At 48.5% G+C, this 3,049-nt stretch carries 4 protein-coding genes; 3 read left to right on the top strand and 1 reads right to left on the bottom strand.

Features of this window, described 5'->3' with window-relative positions:
- Positions 1-137: 137 nt before the first annotated feature.
- The gene (locus FD01_RS06910) at positions 138-512 is read right to left on the bottom strand and encodes a hypothetical protein (RefSeq protein WP_054719895.1); all 375 of its coding nucleotides are present in this window, start codon (positions 510-512) and stop codon (positions 138-140) included.
- Positions 513-608: 96 nt separating this feature from the next.
- On the opposite strand from FD01_RS06910, the gene rlmD reads away from it, so the two are divergent.
- The 3 genes from rlmD to FD01_RS06895 all read left to right on the top strand — a co-directional run.
- Positions 609-1,970 (top strand): 23S rRNA (uracil(1939)-C(5))-methyltransferase RlmD, encoded by a 1,362-nt coding sequence (rlmD, locus tag FD01_RS06905; protein ID WP_054719898.1) that lies wholly within the window; start codon positions 609-611, stop codon positions 1,968-1,970.
- A 145-nt stretch (positions 1,971-2,115) separates the two neighbouring features.
- A complete protein-coding gene (locus FD01_RS06900; RefSeq protein WP_054719901.1) occupies positions 2,116-2,316 on the top strand; it encodes a hypothetical protein in 201 nt (66 codons plus the stop codon).
- Between the two features lie 9 nt (positions 2,317-2,325).
- Positions 2,326-3,049 (top strand): CPBP family glutamic-type intramembrane protease (locus FD01_RS06895; RefSeq protein WP_162257346.1); only part of this gene is annotated, 724 nt, incomplete at its 3' end.

Raw genomic sequence — 3,049 nt, 5'->3', positions numbered from 1 at the left:
GCCTAAAACTTCCGGCGTTGAAGTGCTCTTCAACACCAAAAATTTTAGACCCAAAAGAATGCCCAAGCCGCCACTGCTGGGTAAACAAAACCCCTGCCAGAAAAATTCTGACAAGGGTTTTGTTTTGCGATTGGCGCCTAATGCATCGGCCTTGCCATATAACCGCGGAAATAGTTCACCGCTTCATAACCGGCAATGGCCACGATCAAAATGATATACACTAATGGTGAGTTCTCAGATTTCATATACCACAAAAGCAACAACACCGCGAGCATGATCGCAATGTAAATGCCTTGCAACTTTTTGTCCGGTTCAATGCTGAAGCTTGCACCGGTGGATTGAAAATCGATCGACCGTTTGGCCGAGAATTTGCCGACTTTGTATTGCACCTTGTCACCACGCTTGACGTTGAGTTCCAAGTGATCGTTCGTCGCGAGGCTGTATTGTTTATCATTGACCCACACATTGGCAGTCATTTTCTTGGACATTGCGTTGTTGTAATAGATCTTCATGGGTTTCCTCCTGTTGCTTTCCGCTATATTATACCAGATTAGTGTGCAAGCGCACCCTTTATCGGTTACACTAGATACAGCTATCAGGAGGACTAAATGGACGAAATTAAAATCGGGCAGCGCTTCCCGTTAACCATCAAGCGCCAAGACATCAATGGTAACGGCATCGGCTATTACAAACGTAAAATCACGTTTGTTGTGGGTGCTTTGCCGCAAGAAGTGGTCGTCGCCGAAGTCACGGCAGTTCACGACCGCTACTTAGAAGCCAAGACCCACCGCATCAAAACGCCTTCCCCACACCGCGTCAAACCCATCGATCCTAACTGGGGTAAAGTCGGTGGTGTGGAGCTCGGGCATATGGATTATGGTGCGCAACTGAACTTCAAGCGCGACGTGGTCAGCCAATCCCTAGCCAAATATAAGCCCGCTGGTTGGCAACATTATGATCTGCGCGCCACGCTCGGTGCTAAAAATCCCCTGCACTACCGCAACAAAGCGCAATTTCAAGTGCGGCTGATCGACGGTCACGTGCGTGCTGGCTTGTATGCCCCAAACTCACATGATTTAGTGCCGTTAAGTGAGTTTGCCACCCAAAAACCTTTGACGATGCAAATCATCAATCAGCTTTGCGGATTACTCGAACAACTGGAAGTCCCAATTTATGATGAAGCGCACAAATCAGGCATCGTCAAAACGTTAGTCGTCCGTGAAAATGCCGCAGGCCAAGCGCAATTGACCATTGTCACCAACTCCGCCAAACTGCCGCACAAAAACCAACTGCTTGAAGCCATCGCACGTGACATCCCTGCAGTGATTTCCGTTTCACAAAACATCAACAAAGGTGAAACCGCCATGGTTTGGGGTCCGAAGACGGAATTATTAGCCGGCGCCCCTTATTTAATGGAAACCATCATGGGGCGCGAATTCCGCCTGTCGCCACAAGCGTTCTTACAACTCAATCCGGAACAAACGGAACGCCTGTACCAACAAGCCATCAATGCTTTAGACCTCAAGCCGCACGAAACTTTAGTCGATGCGTATGCTGGGGTCGGCACCATCGGCTTATCCTTGGCGCACTTAGCCAAAGAAGTCCGCGGCATGGAAACCATCCCCGAAGCCGTCGATGATGCCAACGCCAATGCTAAATTAAACGGCATTGAAAATGCGCATTATGTCTTAGGCAAAGCTGAAGACGTGTTCCCGCAATGGTTAGCAGATGGCTTCCGCGCTGATGCCGTGATTGTGGATCCCCCACGTGCCGGCCTGGACGCTGGTTTTATCAAAGCCTTGCATCGCGCGAAACCAAAGCGTTTTGTTTACATTTCTTGTAACCCATCGACGTTAGCTCGCGATTTGGTCCAATTGACCAAAGACTGGCGCGTGGATTACATTCAATCCATCGACATGTTCCCACAAACTGCGCGCTGTGAAGCCGTGGTGAAGTTCTCCAAACGCTAAAATGTTAAAAGCCAAGCTGTGCATCACTGACAGCTTGGTTTTTTTGACGTTCAGCCCCCAAATCACGACGTTTAGCGCACCCCCTCACTTTTACCCGATAAAGCGGTATCATCATTGTAGCAACAACGTGGAGGAGGTCATCACCATGGAACGGATTTTGATCACAATCGGTTGTTTGTTGTTAGCAGGTTGGCAACTTTACGTGAGTTATGGGGAATTACGTCGGCTTAAAACCAAAGGCAACAAGAATACCTCTGCGTTCGCCTCGTTTGCGATTTTCTATAGTATTGCGTTCGGCGTGATTTCATTGGGACTAGGCTTGCAAGTTTGGTTTCACTTGATTTAGGAGGTGCGCATGATGATGAACTTGAAAGTTTCTGATCAGCGCTTAATGGCGTCTGGCTTTGCAATTTTTGTCATCGCCGTCGTGTCAGTTTCTGGGGTGCTGAATTTTCCTAACTCTGCCAACCTCGGCTTGTATGCCACGTTTGGCTTATTGGCGCTGTTGATCGTGATTTGGCGCCAAGGGTTAGGGTTGACTGTTGATGATTTGCGGTTGCCCTTCACAGGTGCGAGTCGCAAAAATCCGCATCGTTTACGCTGGTGGCAAGGCGCTTTGGCAACTATTGGCATGATGGTTTATGGCCTGCTGGCAGTGTTCATCCTCAAAATGTTGCAAGTTCCTATCGTCACAAACCAAGCAGCGGGCAATGCACATGCTGGCTTGATCATGCAATTGTTTGCGATGTTGCCGCAAGTTGGCATCGAAGAAATGGTGACTTTATCCCTACTGCTGATTTTTTCAACGTTGAGCAGCCGCTGGTGGCATTTGAAACAACATCTCGCACTCGGGATCGGTTTGATTTTGTCCACTTTGATTTTCGTCTTGTTACACTTTCAAGCTTATCAATGGCACCTTGCCCAAATGTTCATTGTGATCGGTGGCAGCCGATTGATTTTAAGCGGCCTATTTCTCAAAACCAGAAGCGTCGGCGATGTGTTTGCGATCCATTATTTATATGATGGGGCGTGCGGACGTTTTTCTGGACTTTCAACCTCAGGCGGCCTTGCTCTGACGG

The organism is Lacticaseibacillus manihotivorans DSM 13343 = JCM 12514, assembly GCF_001435035.1.
Lineage (GTDB): Bacteria > Bacillota > Bacilli > Lactobacillales > Lactobacillaceae > Lacticaseibacillus > Lacticaseibacillus manihotivorans.
Note: the sequence above shows the minus strand (reverse complement) of the source record. Positions and strands in the feature narration are given on the sequence as shown.